General features: G+C 73.6%; 13 protein-coding genes. 5 read left to right on the top strand and 8 right to left on the bottom strand.

What is annotated here, in order from left to right:
* Window positions 1-62: 62 nt before the first annotated feature.
* Window positions 63-1,496: a DHA2 family efflux MFS transporter permease subunit gene (locus ACH4XV_RS02705; protein ID WP_395787043.1), complete on the top strand. Its 1,434-nt coding sequence runs from the start codon at window positions 63-65 to the stop codon at window positions 1,494-1,496.
* Here the strand turns inward: ACH4XV_RS02705 and fes are convergent.
* Window positions 1,482-2,699, bottom strand: coding sequence for an enterochelin esterase (gene fes, locus ACH4XV_RS02700; protein WP_395786439.1), 1,218 nt, complete (start codon window positions 2,697-2,699; stop codon window positions 1,482-1,484). The genes ACH4XV_RS02705 and fes overlap by 15 nt on opposite strands.
* Window positions 2,700-2,830: 131 nt before the next feature.
* On the bottom strand, window positions 2,831-3,865 hold the full coding sequence (locus ACH4XV_RS02695) for an ABC transporter substrate-binding protein (protein WP_395786437.1): 1,035 nt from the start codon (window positions 3,863-3,865) through the stop codon (window positions 2,831-2,833).
* A 257-nt stretch (window positions 3,866-4,122) separates the two neighbouring features.
* Between ACH4XV_RS02695 and ACH4XV_RS02690 the strand changes: the two genes are divergently transcribed.
* Window positions 4,123-5,058, top strand: a complete 936-nt coding sequence (locus ACH4XV_RS02690) for a S1 family peptidase (RefSeq protein WP_395786435.1) — start codon at window positions 4,123-4,125, stop codon at window positions 5,056-5,058.
* Between the two features lie 21 nt (window positions 5,059-5,079).
* Here ACH4XV_RS02690 and ACH4XV_RS02685 read toward each other — a convergent pair whose 3' ends face one another.
* The 5 genes from ACH4XV_RS02685 to ACH4XV_RS02665 all read right to left on the bottom strand — a co-directional run bounded on the left by ACH4XV_RS02685 (window position 5,080) and on the right by ACH4XV_RS02665 (window position 7,514).
* Window positions 5,080-5,562: a peroxiredoxin gene (locus ACH4XV_RS02685; RefSeq protein WP_395786433.1), complete on the bottom strand. Its 483-nt coding sequence runs from the start codon at window positions 5,560-5,562 to the stop codon at window positions 5,080-5,082.
* 98 nt (window positions 5,563-5,660) lie between these two features.
* Window positions 5,661-6,149 carry a DUF5360 family protein gene (locus tag ACH4XV_RS02680; protein ID WP_395786431.1) on the bottom strand — a complete coding sequence of 163 codons (489 nt, stop codon included), beginning with the start codon at window positions 6,147-6,149 and terminating at the stop codon, window positions 5,661-5,663.
* Complete coding sequence (locus tag ACH4XV_RS02675) at window positions 6,146-6,685, bottom strand: TetR/AcrR family transcriptional regulator (protein ID WP_395787042.1); 540 nt, start codon at window positions 6,683-6,685, stop codon at window positions 6,146-6,148. Before ACH4XV_RS02675 ends, ACH4XV_RS02680 begins: the two co-directional genes overlap by 4 nt.
* 155 nt (window positions 6,686-6,840) lie before the next feature.
* Window positions 6,841-7,116, bottom strand: coding sequence for a hypothetical protein (locus ACH4XV_RS02670; protein WP_395786429.1), 276 nt, complete (start codon window positions 7,114-7,116; stop codon window positions 6,841-6,843).
* The gene (locus ACH4XV_RS02665; RefSeq protein ID WP_395786427.1) at window positions 7,113-7,514 is read right to left on the bottom strand and encodes a hypothetical protein; all 402 of its coding nucleotides are present in this window, start codon (window positions 7,512-7,514) and stop codon (window positions 7,113-7,115) included. Before ACH4XV_RS02665 ends, ACH4XV_RS02670 begins: the two co-directional genes overlap by 4 nt.
* Window positions 7,515-7,712: 198 nt before the next feature.
* On the opposite strand from ACH4XV_RS02665, the gene ACH4XV_RS02660 reads away from it, so the two are divergent.
* Entirely contained in the window at window positions 7,713-9,245 is a 1,533-nt protein-coding gene (locus tag ACH4XV_RS02660) for an ArnT family glycosyltransferase (protein WP_395786425.1), read from the top strand.
* A gap of 149 nt (window positions 9,246-9,394) precedes the next feature.
* Window positions 9,395-10,126 (top strand): GntR family transcriptional regulator, encoded by a 732-nt coding sequence (locus ACH4XV_RS02655; protein WP_395786423.1) that lies wholly within the window; start codon window positions 9,395-9,397, stop codon window positions 10,124-10,126.
* On the opposite strand, the gene ACH4XV_RS02650 is transcribed toward ACH4XV_RS02655, so the two are convergent.
* Window positions 10,101-10,928 carry a GntR family transcriptional regulator gene (locus ACH4XV_RS02650; RefSeq protein WP_395786421.1) on the bottom strand — a complete coding sequence of 276 codons (828 nt, stop codon included), beginning with the start codon at window positions 10,926-10,928 and terminating at the stop codon, window positions 10,101-10,103. The two genes, ACH4XV_RS02655 and ACH4XV_RS02650, sit on opposite strands and share 26 nt — an antisense overlap.
* Before the next feature lie 494 nt (window positions 10,929-11,422).
* Between ACH4XV_RS02650 and ACH4XV_RS02645 the strand changes: the two genes are divergently transcribed.
* Window positions 11,423-13,429 carry a hypothetical protein gene (locus ACH4XV_RS02645; protein WP_395786419.1) on the top strand — a complete coding sequence of 669 codons (2,007 nt, stop codon included), beginning with the start codon at window positions 11,423-11,425 and terminating at the stop codon, window positions 13,427-13,429.
* Window positions 13,430-13,437: the final 8 nt, after the last annotated feature.

Genomic DNA, 13,437 nt, shown 5'->3' with positions numbered 1-13,437 from the left:
ACCCGGAACACACCGAACAGGGCGCGACCCGGACCGCCACCTCGCAGGGCTCCGCCTGGATCGTGGTGCTCGTCTACACAGCCGCGATGTGCATGAACGGCCTGGACTCGACCATCGTCAACCCGGCGCTGCTCACCATCGCGGAGGACTTCGATCGCCCGGCGGTGGCGGCCAATACGGTCGAGATCGCCTTCCTGGTCGCGTTGGTGGCCGCGTTGCCGGTGGCCGGGCGGCTGAGCGACCGCCACGGCACCAAACGGGTCTTTCTCGGCTCGCTCACGGTGTTCACCGCCGCCTCGGCCGCGTGCGGGCTTTCGCAGAACCTGGTCTCGCTGGTCCTGGCCCGGGTGGTCCAGGGCCTGGCGGGCGGGCTGCTCACGCCGGTCGGGATGACCATCCTGTTCACGGCGTTCGCGCCGCACGAGCGCATGCGGCTGGCCAAGTGGCTGATCGTGCCGACCGCGCTGATGCCGGCACTCGGCCCGCCGCTGGGCGGGTTCCTCACCGAACACCTCTCCTGGCACTGGCTGTTCCTGGTCAATGTGCCGATCGGCACGGCCGCGGTGTTGCTCGGCCTGTACGGGCTGAGCGAGCATCGGGCGGGTGCGGTCGGCCCGTTCGACCGCACCGGGTTCTGGCTCACCACGCCCACCCTCGGACTGCTCACCTACGCGCTCGGGTTCGGCCCGTCGCAGGGGTGGACCACGCCCGCCATCGCCGTCTCCGGCCTGCTCGGCCTGATCCTGCTCGCGGTCGCGATCGCCCATCAACTGCGCGGCGCCGAACCGCTGTTGCGGCTTCGCCTGATGTCCGACCGGGCGTTCGGCGCGGCCACCGCACTCGCGCTGGTCACCTCGGCGGGGCTGATGGGCGTGTTGTTCGTCTTCCCGCTGCTGTATCAGGCGGCGCTGGGCGCCTCGGCGTTGGACGCCGGGCTCGGGGTGTTCCCGGAGGCGGTCGGGCTGATGTTCGCCTCGCAGGTGGTGGACCGCCTGCTGCCCCGACTGGGCCCGCGCCGGCTGACCACTCCCGCGCTGGTCCTGGCCGCCCTGGTATTCGGCGCGCTCGCGCTGCCGGGGGTGGCCGATCACGTCTGGGCGGTGCGGGTGTTGATGTTCTGCGTCGGACTGGTCCTGGGCACGGCGGTGCTGACCGTACAGATCGCCGGGTTCGGCGGGATCGAACCACCGGACATGGGCCATGCCATGGCCCTGTTCACGATTGTGCGCACGCTCGGCGGCTCGCTGGGCATCGCGGCCGGCGCGGCGGTGATCGAGGCCGGCGGCGCGAACGGACACGACGCGAGCGCGCCGGGGCCGTATCGGGCCGCGATCTGGGTCACGGCCGCACTGGTGGCCCTCGGCGCGCTGTTCGCCCTGCGGCTGCCGCGCGAGGCGCCGGAACCGCCGCCGTTCGACGACGAGCCGGACGACGCGGAACCGGCTGCGGCCCAGGGCGAGCCGGCCGCGCCCACCGGCGCGTCAGCCGCCGGCTGACAGCAGTCCGACGAGTCCGACGGCGAGCCCGCCGCGCCAGCAGGCGTAGTCGTGGCCGCCGTCGAACTCGACGTAGGTGAGCGGGTATCCGCGCTCGCGCAGCACGTCACGCAGCCGCCGGTTCTCGGCCACGAGCATCCATTCGAGCAGGCCCACCTCGACGTGGAACCGGATCGGCAGCCGCTCGGTCGCCGCGAACCGCCGGGTCAACCACTCCGGCCCGTCGTTGCTCTCGTCCGGATCGGGCCACCAGAACGACCCGGACTGGGACAGCGCGTTGCCGAAGCGGTCCGGCCGATGGAACGCCCCGAACGCGGCGGTCAGCCCGCCCGCGCTCTGCCCGGCCAGTACGGTGTGCGCCGGATCCGCGCTCACGCCGTACCGTTCGCGCGCCCACGGCAACAACACGTCGGCGAGCCAGTCCACGAACGGTTCGCTACAGGTGAGATCGACCATCCGCCGCTCCCGCCCCATCGTATCCACGAGCAGCGCAACCGTCGGCGGGATGCGGCCGTCGGCGTGCAGATTGTCGAGGGTGTCGCCGATCGCGAGCACCGATCCCCACACCTCCCCGTCCAGCAACACCACCACCCGGCAGGGTTGTTGTCCCATGGCGGGCGGCAGCAGCACACTCACCCGCCGGCCGTCGACCGTGGTGTCCTCGCGCGGGCCGCGCGGGATCCCCGGCCGACGCCGCGCCCACGGCTGCGCGGGGGCGTCCGGCAGCGCCAGGACCGAGGACGGGTTGCGGCCGTCCCGGGCGGCCAGGGTGGGTGCGTGGTTGTACGGATCGGGCACCGCGGCGTCCAACACTTCCAGCCAGGCCGCCCGATCCGTACGCAGCGTCTCGGCCCGCGAGCCGGTGCCGACGAAGAACTGGTACGACGCGCGCAACCCGGCCGGCAGCCGGTGCGTGATCGCCCGTACGTCCGTCCCCGGCACCCGACGCAGCAGATGCGGCGTCAGATCACCCGCGTGCCGGTCCCGATCCGTGAAGGTGTGCAGCAGCGCCAGCACGTCGCCGGTGGGCCCGGCCGGGTCGTCGCGCCACACGAACGTGACCAACCGCTGTCCGGGATCGTCCGGATCCGGCTCGACCAGCGGGGCGCCGACCGCCTCGACCCGGGCCCAGAACTCGGCGCAGGCGTCGGCGCGTCCGGCGTCGACCGCCCGGCTCAGCGCGTGCAGGATCGGAGTGTCCATGGTGCCGGTCGCCTTCCGCGGGTCGAGAACAGTCGAAACACAAGCAGCCGGCCCCGAGCCGGTCGGGCCGGGCTCCTCGAGCCCGGGGCCTGGGGCCCGGAATCACCGAGCCCGGCTCACCCGACCCGTGCTCAGGAAGTCGCCGACAGCGCCTTCGCGATGTCGCCGAGCACCACGTCGGCCGCCAGCGGCCCGCCGCGCGTGGACCACACCGAACCGTCCACCGTGACCACGTGGTTCTTCTGCACAACGTTCAACTCCTTGTACGCCGGCTTGCTCTGTACCTCCTTGAGCGCACTCGCGCCGTCCGCCGTGAGCGTGCCGAGGAAGAGCCAGTCGCCGTCGATCTCGGAGATCTTCTCCAGGCTCAGCGCGGGCGTGTGCGCGTTGCCGTCCTTGTCCTGCGCCTTCGGCCGGGTCAGGCCCATGTCCAGCGCCACCCCACTGGCGAACTGGCGCTTCTCCATCCAGCTCGGGCCGTTCGGGTTCCAGCGCACGATGCTCACCGCGGCGCCCTTGTTCGCGGTCAGGTCCTCGCCGGTCTTCCTGGCCTTGGCCTCGTAGTCGGTGATCACCTTGTTCGCCTGCTCCAGCTTGTTGACCGCGTTGCCGACGCCGCGGAAGGACAACTTCCAATCGTCGGTGGGCGCCATGGTCACCAGCGTCGCCGGGGTGATCTTGCGCAACTGGCCGAGCATCTGCGTGTCCTGCATGTCGCCGGCCAGGATCAGGTCGGGCCTGGCCGCGATCACCTTGTCCATCACCGGTTGGAGCAGGTTGCCGACCACCTCTATGCCCTTGACCTTGTCGGCCAGGTAGGCGGGCGGCTTGTCCAGGCCCTGGCCGTTGGTGATGCCGACCGGCTTGACGCCGAGCGCGAGCACCGCGTCCAGGTCCTCCTGGGTGAGCACCACGACGCGCTTGGGGTTGGCCGGCACCTGCACGGTGGTACCGGTGGCGTCCTTGACCGTCCGGGTGCCGCCGGCCGCGTCGCCGCCGCCGCTGCCGCCCTGGCTCGCGGCGGACTTCGAGTCGGACTTCGCATCGGACTCGGAGCCGGAGTCGGATCCGCATCCGGTGAGCAGCAGACCGGCCGCCCCCGCCACGGCGAGCAACCGAACCGCGCGCCGCCGGGCGGTCGCGAGCGGGCGAAGAGAAGGGGTCATGTGGGGCTCCGGGCGCGAGAAAGGACGGGGGCGAACACGGCAGCACCCCCAGGACGTCACTTAGGTTAGCCTTACCTTCCGCATGTGGCGCAAGGTGGTCCGGGCCGGCGAACACATCCGCCCGCGCGGATCGACGCGCCACCGGAATGCGGAATCGCCCCATGCCCACGCTCCCATGCGGGCATGGGGCGCCCGATCGGGTGACCTCGGCGCGGTTTCGCCGGCCCGAACCGGGCGTGATCCGTACGGTCTTCCGCATGAAGCGGACCACGCGGACCACGCGGAGCACGGTGACGCGGTCGACGGGGGCGATGGCCGCGGCGGTCGTCCTCGTGCTCACCTCGCTCACCACCCCGGCCGGCGCCGACCCGGCCGGCTCCGGTTGCCTGACCGACCGGCTCGACCGACTGCGCGCGCTGCACGGCCGCCTCGACGCACTCGCGCTCGACGGCCGGGCCGGCGCCGGCCAGTACTGGTACGTCGACCAGCGCCGCTGCACGCTGACCCTGGCCATCCTGCGCGGCGCCGCCGACCCGCTCACCGCCGCCTTCACGACCGCCGCCCGCCTGGTCCCCGCACTGGTCGAGATCACCGAGGTGGACGCCCCGATGCGTCCGCGCGTGGCCCGGGCGCCGGCGGGCGGGGCGACACCGCGGCCGGCGGCCGGCTTCCACGGCGGCAGCACCCTGTACAGCGGCCTCACCGGCACGGTCTACATCTGCACCGCGGGCTTCAACGGCTACCGCCCGAACATCACCACGACGGCGGGCCATTGCGCCCACGACGCGTCCACCTGGTACGACGGCACCGGCACCCTCATCGGCACAGTCGGCGACTCCCGCTTCCCCGGCGCCGACTGGGCGGTCGTCCCCGGCGCGGACGGTGTCACCCTGACCCCCGACATCCTCGACGGCGACGCCACCACCCCGATCACCGCCTTCGGCCGCCCCCGCCTCGACGACCGGGTCTGCGGCACCGGCGCGTCCAGCGGCACCCGTTGCGGCACCATCGACGCCCTCGACGTCACCGTCAACTATCCCGAGGGCCCGGTCACCGGCCTGGCCCGCAGCACCCAGTCCGGTGCCGCCGGCGACTCCGGCGGCCCGGTCCACACCGGCTCCACGGGGGTGGCCCTGATCAGCGGCGGGCCGACCGAGGGGGCGCCGACCTTCGTACAACCGCTGAACTTCTGAAACCGAGCGCCACGGCCCGACTCAGGCGTCGAGCAGCCTCAGTTGGGCCGTCAGCGTGTCGACTCCCCGGTAGGTGAGTCCGACCAGCGCCACGTGCTTCCAGCGCAGCACACCCTGGGCGTCCACGATGAACACCGCCCGGCGCAGCGCCTTGCCGCCCATGCCGATGCCGTAGGACTCGACGGCCCGATGTTCGGTGTCGGCGAGCAGCGGCATCCGCAGACCGTGTTTGCGGGCGAAACGCTCGTGGCTGTCGAGTCCCTGCGGGCTGATCCCCCAGACCACCGCGTCGAGATCGGTGAACTGTTGGAAACCCGAGGAGTACGAGCACAGTTGCTTCGTACACACCGCGGTGTCGTCGCCGGGGTAGAAGGCGAGCACCACCGGACGGCCGCGCTGCGCCGACAGGGTGAGCGGTTCGCGGATCGCCTCGCCCTCGGTCAGGCGTACCGCGTCGAGGGTGAAGTCCGGTGCCGGGGCGCCGATGTCGGGGGTCTTGGACACGTGGGGGGCTTCCTCGCAGGGGTCGGACGTCCGGGCCGGAAAGCCGCCCTCGGGCGCGGAACGCGAAGCGTTCCGGGTGGTGACGTTACCCGCCCCGGTCAGGGCCGGGCGATCGTCGTACGCCGCACGAGCCGGGCGAGCGCGGGCAGCGGGAACAGCAGCAGGAACAGGTTGGGCAACCACCACTCGATCGCGAAGTCGCCGCGCAGGGTCCAGAACGCCACCGCCTGGAGGCCGGCGACGGCGGTCAGCACCAGCGAGATCGGCAGCAGCGCGTGCACCCGGTCCGGTGCGATCCGCCGCCCCACGCGCAGCGCGGCGAGCCCGGTCACCGCGGCGGCGACGTCGAGCGGCACGAACGAGTAGTTCCAGTCGCTCATCACCGGATCGGCGTAGTCCTTGTACGCGTACTCGGCCGGGAGCAGCGCGAGGAGGGTGACCGTCCAGTAGAGCAGGAAGCCCACGTCGGCGACGGCCATCGAGACCCGGGTGAAGCACATCACGTCGACCGTCCGCACCCGGGACACGACACGGCCCGCGCCGCCCGGGAGCAGTTCGCGCACACACGCGCCCAGCCCCGCGCTCACTCGGCGCCGCCTCGGGTACGGATCAACTCGACCAGCAGCGCCCGCAGTCGGGTGTGCGCGTCGTCGTGCGGCACGCCCAGATCCAACAGCCGCGCGGCCCACCAGCCGTCCACGGCCATCCGAACCAGATCGGCCACGGCCGGCTCCAGACCGTCGTCGGCGAGCCGGAGTTGCCAGTGGGCGTAGCGGGCGCGCAGCGCGGCCAGGACGTCCGGTCCGCCCGCCGCGGCGAGCAGCGCGAGCGGGACCTGGTCGGCGCCGCTGCGATCGCCGGTCGGCGACTCGGCCGGGATGCTCGCCCGCAACCAGGCCAGCGTGAACGCCCCGGGTGGCGCGCCGGGTTCGGGCAGCGCGGCCTCGAACCGGTCGGCCAGCCGCTCGACCACCCCGCGCACCAGGTCCTGCTTGCTCGGGAAGTGGTGCAGCAACCCGCCCTTGCTGACCCCCGCCTCCCGGGCCACCGCGTCCAGCCGCACCGACTCCACGCCGTCCCGAACCAATACCCGTTCCACCGCGTCCAACAGCCGATCACGCATCGGCACGCCCCCGTCCCCGTGTGAAAACCCACTCGAACTCTCCGGACCGTCCGGACGGTCGGGAGCCACCGTAGCAGCCGCCGCGCCGAGCGCAACCCTGATCTGCCGCTTGCTGCACGGGAGTTACCCCGCCACGACGGGCCTGCCGCCGGCCGTCAGGAGGCGAGCGATACGACCACCACGGCGGGTACGACCGGCCCCAACCCCGGCAGCGTGTAGTCGGTCGCGGTGACCCCCGCCGACGCGGGCGCGGGCTCGGCCGCACCCCCGTCCGAGGACGGAGACACCGCATCGCCCTGGGAGGAGGTGTCCGTCGGGTCCGGGGAGGCCGATTCGGACTCGACCGCCGCCGGACCGCTCGTACTCTCGTCACTGCCGCCGCCGCCCCCATCACCGCGACCGTTCGGAAGCAGGCTCACCACCACGATCACCACGAGAATCCCGCCGAGCGCCCCGAGCACGGCCCCGACCCGGCGCCGCCGACGACGTCGGGGCACCGCATCGCCCGGGTGCGCGACATCGCCCGAAGCCACCCGATCAACCGGCAATGCCACGGCACGCCGTCCTCGACCACCACGTCGTGCACGCTGACGATGTGCGGATGCTCGCGCAGCCGCGCGGCGTTGCGCGCCTCGCGCATGGCCCGGGCCACCCGCTGCTCGCGTTCCGCGTCCGGCAGCCAGTCGCCGATGGTCACCTGTTTGAGCGCGACCTCGACGTGCAGCAGCTCGTCGTCGGCGCGCCAGACCACGCCCATACCCCCGGCACCCAACCGCTCGCGCAGCCGATACCGGCCCGCGACCGAGCGCCCCGAACCCCGCATGTCCATGGCAGGCCACCCCCGAAGGACAGTGTGCGCCGGGATCCGGTCATCGCGTCGGAAAACGGTCATCCCCGATTCCGCCCCGACGACGTCGGGTCGTCCGTCCCGGCGACGTTGGGCCGTCTGTTCGACCGACCCGACTTGTTGTCCGGACCTGCGCGCGAGTCTCTGCCGTAGCGCTCGTCGATCCGGCACCATGACCTAATGAGCCGTGTGGAGAAAGGCACGTCGACCGAACCGTTGCTGCCTGCCCCGGCCCCGCCCACCCTGCCTCCGCTCGCCAAGCGACCGATCGTGCTGATCATGGTCGCGGTATTCGCACTGCAGGCGGCGGTGTCCGCGCGCTACGGATTCCACCGCGACGAGCTGTACTTCGTCGTGGCCGGTCGACATCTCGCCTGGGGCTACGTGGACCAGCCTCCACTGACCCCGCTGCTCGCCCGGGCGTCCGGCGAACTGTTCGGGGACGACCCGCAGGACCTGCGGATATTCGCCGCCCTCGCGTGCGCCGGGACGGTGCTCCTGGTCGCCCTGATCGCCCGGGAGTTCGGCAGCGGACGGGCCGGCCAGCTGCTCGCGGCGGCCTGCGCGGCCACCTCCGGGATCGTGCTCGGCATCGGTCACCTGTGGTCCACCGCGACCCTGGACATCGTCGCGTGGCTGCTGATCGCGTGGTTCGTCCTGCGGCTGCTGCGCACCGGCGACGGGCGCTGGTGGCTCGCGGTGGGTACCGCCGTCGGCTTCGCGATGCTGAACAAGTACCTGGTCGGCTATCTCGTAGTGGCCCTGCTCGTGGGCCTGTTCGCGGTCGGCCCCCGCGAGGTGTTGCGCAGCCGGTGGCTGGTCGGCGGCGCGGCGATCGCGATCGGGCTGAGCGCGCCGGGTCTGTGGTGGCAGGCCACCCACGACTGGCCGCAGTTCACCGTGGCCGGCGGGATCAGCACGGACGACGGCATCAAGAACCGGATCATGTTCGTCCCGCTGCAAATCGCTTATCTGTCACCACTGTTCGTGCCGATCTGGGTGGCCGGCGCGCGCCGGCTGCTGCGGGCGCCGCAGATCGACTGGGCGCGCTCGATAGTGCCGGGCTACGCGGTCCTGTGCGTGCTGGTGATCGCCTCCGGCGGCAAGTCGTACTACGCGCTGCCGCTGCTCCTGGTGCTGGTCGCGGCAGGGTGCGAGCCGACCGTGCAGTGGGCCGCGAGCCGGCCCGGGCGGCGGGTGCCGGTGGGTTCGATGCTCCTGGTCGCCACGGTCACCAGTGCGGTCATCTCGCTGCCGCTGTTGCCGGCCGGTCGGGTGAACGCGGTGATCGGGATCAACCCCGAGCAGGGCGAGCAGATCGGCTGGCCGGAACTGGCCGACGCGGCGGCGGTGGCCTGGGGGCGGATCCCGCCGGACCAGCGCGGCCGGGCGGTGCTGTTCGCGGGCAACTACGGCGAGGCCGGCGCGCTGGACCGATACGGCCCGGCCCGGGGGTTGCCGAAGCCGTACTCGGGCCATATGTCCTTCGCCGACTGGGGCCCGCCGCCGGATCGCGCCGACGGGCCCGTCGTGGTCGTCCGCGAGGGGGAAGTCACCGCGCGATACCGCGACTTCGTCGACTGCCGGCTGGTCACCCGGGTGGACAACGGCAAGGGGGTCGACAACGAGGAGCAGCACGCGGTGGTCGAACTGTGCGCCGGCACCACGCAGCCCTGGTCCCGCATCTGGCCGGACCTGCGGCACTTCTACTGAGCACTGCGCCCTGAGCACTGCGCACCGAGCCCGCACGGCACCGAATCGCACCATCGCACGTCCCACCGCACCCGGTCCCACCGCACCACCTCGCACCACATCGCACCCGACCGAGTCGTATCGAGTCGTACCGAGTCCCGAGGAGTGTCATGGCGCAGGCGAGTCCGCCCGGGTACCGCACCGGTGGCGAGGGGCGACCGGGGTCGCTGACGGGATCGGCGTATCGGGAGATCCGACGCCGGGTGTTGTACCTGGAGCTGGCCCCGGGCTCGCGGTTCACCGAGAAGGCGGTGGCCGAGGAGCTGGGCATGAGCAAGACACCCGTACACGAGGCGCTGGCGCTGCTGGCCGAGGACGGGTTCGTCGACGTGATCCCGCGCAGCGGCTATCGGGTCACCCGGGTCACGCTGCGCTCCGCGCGCGAGTTGTTCGACCTGCATCGGGTGCTCGCCCGGGACGCCTCGGCGGCGGTGGCCCGGCGCGCGGCGGAGGTCGGCTCGGCGCCGGCGCGCGAGGGCGCGTGGGTGCGTACGCCGACCCCGGTGGCCGGGCCGGACGCCTGGCTGGAGCGGTACACCCGGCTGCATCTGGTGATCGCCGATCTGGCGGGCAACCGGCATCTGCGGCGCGCGCTGGCCGGCACGCTGTACGCCCACCACCGGCTGCTGCGGTTGTGCGTCACCGCCGACGGGCCGCACCTGCGGGTGATCGCGGGGGACGACGGTCCGCTCCTCGACGCGCTGGCGGACGGCGATGCGGACGCGGCCGGGCGGGCCGCGCACACCCGGCTGACCGGCTGTCGGGAGCGGGTGCTCGACACGCTGCTGGCCAACGACGCGCTGCTCGACGTGAACATCACCGGGCCGTCGCCTGGGCGGTGATCACCCGGCCCGGCCGCACGACGACGGCATCGGCGCCGTCGCCGTCGCCGTCGCGGAGCAGCGTGCCCAGGTCCAGATCGAGCACCGCGTCGGGCGGCAGGCCCCCGGGCCCGCCGTCCGCGGGCCGGTTCAGGTACGCGGCCACCACCGGCACCAGCGCCGCGAACAGCGCCGCGCCCAGGGACCGGATCCCGTCCTCGACCACGGCCGCCGCGCCGTCCGGGTCGCCCGCGGCCAGCGCGGCCGACAGCGCGGAGCGGTCGGGCGTGGGCCAGTGCGGGTCGCCGAGCGCGGTGGCCAGGTACAGGTGCCGCAGCTGGTGGCGCAGTACATACCCCTCGACCTCGGCCGCCCGCGCGTTGCCGGCCCGTTCGGCCAGCGCGGCGCCGTAGGCCAGGCCCTGGACCGGCCTCGGCACCGCGTCGGTCCGCTCCCCGCTGGCCGCCTGCCACCACGCGAGCGCCGCCGCGTCCAGGCCGGCCGTGCCCTCGCCCCGCGCGGCCGCCAGGCGCGCCGGCAACGTCTCGACCGTCACCCGCAGTTCGAGCAGTTCCCGGACGTCGCGCAGGGTGACCGGCATGACCAGATAGCCCGAGTGCGGCGCGACCGCCACCAGGCTCTCGTGGGTGAGCAGGTTCAGCGCCTCGCGCACCGGCGTCTTGCCCAGGTCCAGGGCGGCGGCCAGGTCGCCCTCGCTGAAGACCGTTCCGGGCGGCATCTCCAGGCGCAGGATGCGCCGCCGGATCACCTCGCGGGCAACCGCGGTCCGGCTCTTCGGGCGCGCCGGCGAGCTCGATGTCATGCCCGGATTCTCTCCGGATCCCGGCCCCGGTCGGCTCCGCACACCCGAATCGGCGAAGACCGGCAAAGCCCGATCGGCGCCCGGATCGGTTCGGCCGGGCGCCGACACCGCGCGAACCCGAGGCGGCCGGCACCTTCCCGGACCGGTGCGCCTAATATCTCAGGCAGCAGGATCGGCGACATGGACGCGGGGGCGCGTCGCCCCCGGACATGGCCCGTCATGGCGCCCGGCAGGTGGGGCCTTCGCCCTCCCCGGGGCCGGCTCCTGCGATGATCCTCGCGACGAGGAAGGTGGTTTCGGATGCTCGCCGGCGTGACCTGCGCGGCCCGTACGCCGCTCGGCGTCCGGCCGGGGGTGGTTCCGCCCGCCGATCCCCCTCGTCCACGGCGCGACCGGGCCTACCATCGAAACCGTGTCGAAGGCTCCACCGACCGCATCCGCGAGCCGCAGCCGCACGCCACCCCCTCGGGACGAACGACCTTGGACATCGACATATGACCGCGTCGCAGCACACCCGATCCGCATCCCCCGTCACGCTCTTGCGCGAATGGCGCGAGCGCGCCGACGGGGCCGCCCTGCACGAGGCGCTGTTCCTCGGCCTCGGCGTCGACCTGCCCTTCCTGGAGCGGGTCGCCGTACCGCTCGCCCGGGACCTGTCCGCCCGCGTCGCCATCCTCGGCGACGCCGCCCAGGAGGCGCACGACCCGAGCCGGGTGCGCGGCGCCGGTCGGGACTACCTCTACGCACCCACCGTGTGTCCCGGCTCGCTGCGCGCCAAGCTGGTCGTACTGATCGGCGAACACGCCTGCCGGATCGCGATCGGCGGCGGCTCCCCCGCACTGCCCGGCTGGGCTGGCGACGACCGCCTGTGGACGGTGGTCGAGACCGAGGACGACGCCTCCAACGCACTGCTCGCCGACGTCGCGGACTGGCTGGACAAGCTGCCGGACCTGGACGCGGTGGCGATGGCGCCGTGGGCCGCCGAGCACCTGCGGGAGATCGCCGGGCTGCTGACCGAGCGGCACATCCTGGCGGACGAGACCCCGGGTCCCGAGGCCCGGCTCCTGGACAACCTCGACCGCCCGCTGCTCGACCGGCTCCCGAACGGTCCGGTGGACGAGCTGCACCTGTACGCCCCCGCCGTGGACCCGGGCGGTGAGACGCTGCGCGAGCTGATCGCCCGGCTGGCTCCCGCGCGGGTGGTGCTGGGCGTACACGAGAACTGGTCCGGCTACTCCGGCGCGGTGCTGCGCTCGGCCCTCGCGGGGCGGCCCGCCGAGGTGCGGGTGCTGCCCGAACAGCGGCTGACGCACGGCCGGTTCGCGCAGTGGCGGATCGGCGAGCAGTGGTCCGCGCTGACCGGCAACGCGGACCTGAGCCGGGCCGGTCTCGGCACCACCGCGGCGGCCGGCGGCGGTCTCGACCTCGTGGTACACACCGTCGGCGGCCCGGTCCTGCCGCTCGACGAGGGCCGCACCGTCGCGCCCGCCGGCCTGGACGCGCTGCGCGGCGTGGCGGCCACGCCCGAACTGGTCCTGCTCGGCGCCCGGGCGGACGGCGCGGGGCTGCACGTGGTGCTCGCCGGGCCCGCTCGCGAGCCGGTCACGATCGCCACGTCCGTCGACGGATCGGCGGGCTCCTGGCGGGAGTTGGGCGTCGTCCCGGCCGGCGCGACGAGCGCGACCTTCCCGCCGGCGGCCGGTCAGGGCCCGGCGGTGCGGGGCAGCCTTCCGCGCGCCGACGGCGGCGTGACGCACTCCGGCGTGGTCTTCGCGTACAGCCCGGCCACGGCCGCACGGCCGAGCGAGCAGCGAGCAACGCCGCGAGCCGAGCCGACGCCGGCCGCGCCGACCCCGGCTCCCGTTCCCGCCGCGCCCAGGGCCCCCGAGCCGCCCCGGGCGCCGGCGGCACCCGTGAGCCCGCCGCCGCGTCCGGTCGAGGTCGCCGCGCACGCTCCGACGCCCCCGCCGGCTCCGGTGGTGACCCCGCCGCCGCTCTACGTCGCCGCCGGGACCGAGTTCGAGTCGGCCGGCACCACCACCTTCGCCCCCGCGCCGGAGGACAGCTCGTACGCCGAGGCCATCGAGGAATTCGCCGCGCACGGGTGGGTGGCCGGCATCGAGGACGGGATCTGGCGGATCACCGGCTCGTTCGGCAACCCGGTCCCGATCGCGGCGGTGGCCGCGACCCGGCTCGCGCAGTACGGCGAGCCGGTGCTGATCCAGGCCGGCAACGAGCGCCGCTGGGCGTTCATGGCCTGGGAGGCGCCCGAACTGACGCTGCTGAACTGGCCCGCCCGGAACTGGCGCAGCTACCAGATACGCCCGCCGGCCGACCCTGAGTCGCGCTTCCGCGGCGGCGACCTGGCGAGCGTCCCGGGCCGGGTCGGCCCGCTCAACCGGCAGATCGGCGACCCGCCGCCGGCCCTGCTCCGGGTGCTGGACGAGGTGGGCATCGGCTTCGCCGAACTGGTCAAGACCCTGCAGGAGATCGGCGGCTGACCCCGGCG

Origin of the sequence: Embleya sp. NPDC020630, from assembly GCF_044334985.1 — a bacterium.
In the GTDB taxonomy this organism is placed as follows: Bacteria; Actinomycetota; Actinomycetes; order Streptomycetales; family Streptomycetaceae; genus Embleya.
Note: the sequence above shows the minus strand (reverse complement) of the source record. Positions and strands in the feature narration are given on the sequence as shown.

What these genes read in the sequence shown, in the direction of transcription:
- fes (WP_395786439.1), bottom strand. Translation starts at nt 2,699, where the DNA reads ATGGACACTCCGATCCTGCACGCGCTGAGCCGGGCGGTCGACGCCGGA.
- ACH4XV_RS02695 (WP_395786437.1), bottom strand. Translation starts at nt 3,865, where the DNA reads ATGACCCCTTCTCTTCGCCCGCTCGCGACCGCCCGGCGGCGCGCGGTT.
- ACH4XV_RS02690 (WP_395786435.1), top strand. Translation starts at nt 4,123, where the DNA reads ATGAAGCGGACCACGCGGACCACGCGGAGCACGGTGACGCGGTCGACG.
- ACH4XV_RS02675 (WP_395787042.1), bottom strand. Translation starts at nt 6,685, where the DNA reads ATGCGTGATCGGCTGTTGGACGCGGTGGAACGGGTATTGGTTCGGGAC.
- ACH4XV_RS02665 (WP_395786427.1), bottom strand. Translation starts at nt 7,514, where the DNA reads ATGGACATGCGGGGTTCGGGGCGCTCGGTCGCGGGCCGGTATCGGCTG.
- ACH4XV_RS02660 (WP_395786425.1), top strand. Translation starts at nt 7,713, where the DNA reads ATGAGCCGTGTGGAGAAAGGCACGTCGACCGAACCGTTGCTGCCTGCC.
- ACH4XV_RS02655 (WP_395786423.1), top strand. Translation starts at nt 9,395, where the DNA reads ATGGCGCAGGCGAGTCCGCCCGGGTACCGCACCGGTGGCGAGGGGCGA.
- ACH4XV_RS02650 (WP_395786421.1), bottom strand. Translation starts at nt 10,928, where the DNA reads ATGACATCGAGCTCGCCGGCGCGCCCGAAGAGCCGGACCGCGGTTGCC.
- ACH4XV_RS02645 (WP_395786419.1), top strand. Translation starts at nt 11,423, where the DNA reads ATGACCGCGTCGCAGCACACCCGATCCGCATCCCCCGTCACGCTCTTG.